2 pseudogenes are annotated in these 1,336 nt (G+C 41.0%); one reads left to right on the forward strand and one right to left on the reverse strand.

From position 1 onward, the window contains the following. Positions 1–99: 99 nt before the first annotated feature. A pseudogene (locus E5S67_RS33880) lies at positions 100–871 on the reverse strand (ISAs1 family transposase); the annotation flags it as partial. A 105-nt stretch (positions 872–976) separates the two neighbouring features. Here E5S67_RS33880 and E5S67_RS31990 point away from each other — a divergent pair. Continuing rightward, positions 977–1,200 (forward strand): annotated as a pseudogene (locus E5S67_RS31990) (IS1/IS1595 family N-terminal zinc-binding domain-containing protein); the annotation flags it as partial. Between the last annotated feature and the right edge of the window lie 136 nt (positions 1,201–1,336).

A 1,336-nucleotide genomic window follows, 5' to 3' on the forward strand; every position in this document is an offset into this window, starting at 1 on the left:
TTGTTAAACGCTGCCTGCGGTGGCGAACATATTTGCCCCGTCACTGCCTGAGAAAATAGCTCAATGCCTGGCACAATATAGCCTTTCTCTGGTAGAGAAGAAAGTGACATCTAAAACCCAATGTTCTTGATTTTCAATACTCCAATGTTGGCGAATAGCGGGACTATTAAGCTGGGCATCTACGGGTAAAGAACTTAGGTAAAACTGGAGTTCATGAGTAGTTTTGTTCCACAGATAACGGCAACGTTCTACTATAACAATAGTCTGAATATATGCCCATTGCTCTTGTTTGTGAAGGTCTCCTAATGCGGCAACTGTCACCGCCCAAACTCTTCTATTCTCTATCCGATGGTGTGCTGTTTCCGTTCGACAATCTTCACTAACTTCAATTCCACCAAACTTGTGGGATCTGGCTGTTTCAAACCAGATCTTGACTATTGTAAAGCGTTGGATGATTACTTTTTAGAGTGACAACGTAATGGGCTTTTTTCTGACGAATCAGCCACACAATATCGGTTTGAGTCCCCATCGCATCCATCGTAATAATCGCTCCGGTGACATCGATTAATTCCAATAGAGCTGGGATAGCTGTGATTTCATTGGAATGGTTTTCAACTTTAACTTGTCCAAGTACCAACCGATTTTCGCTGGCCCAAGCTGTCACTAAATGTAAATTATTTACCCCGGTTTTTCGGTCATAAGAAGCTCGGAGATTTTTGCCATCAATCGGGATAACTTGTTGACCAACTGGCCCAATTAATTGTTTAACCCATTGAGTCAACTTCTGTTCTAAAACTTTCGGGTCTAGCTTTTCAACAACTCGTCGAAAGGTATCATCGCTCGGGATGCCATTGGGTAAGTCTAAAAATTTTTGGGTGTTGCTTAATCTGGGTATGAAAAAAATTCAGTTGAAAATCCCGAAGCTTTGTGGATACTGGGGCGTTGCATAATTAGAGTATGAATAGAGGGAATCACCATGCAATGTCCTGAGTGCAAATCAACCCATATCCGTAAAAACGGTAACAAAAAAGGAAAACAGAACCACATTTGTGTCAAATGTGGCCGTCAATTTATCGATGATTATGAGTGCCAGCGAGGTTACAGTGAGACTGTGAAACGCGAATGTCTAAAAATGTACGTCAATGGTATGGGTTTTCGGGCGATTAACGAATCAAGGGAGTTCATCACACCACCCTAATAACACCATTTTTTGAAAGTTATGCTAGACTTGTATCAAAAGTCAAGGAGAATATTAAAATGTCTGGTCGTCCTCATATAACGATTACCGAATCTGTAGAGGTATTGCTAGAGATTCGGAAACACCAAAAAAGAATTT

The organism is Microcoleus asticus IPMA8, assembly GCF_013179805.1.
GTDB classification, from domain to species: domain Bacteria; phylum Cyanobacteriota; class Cyanobacteriia; order Cyanobacteriales; family Microcoleaceae; genus Microcoleus; species Microcoleus asticus.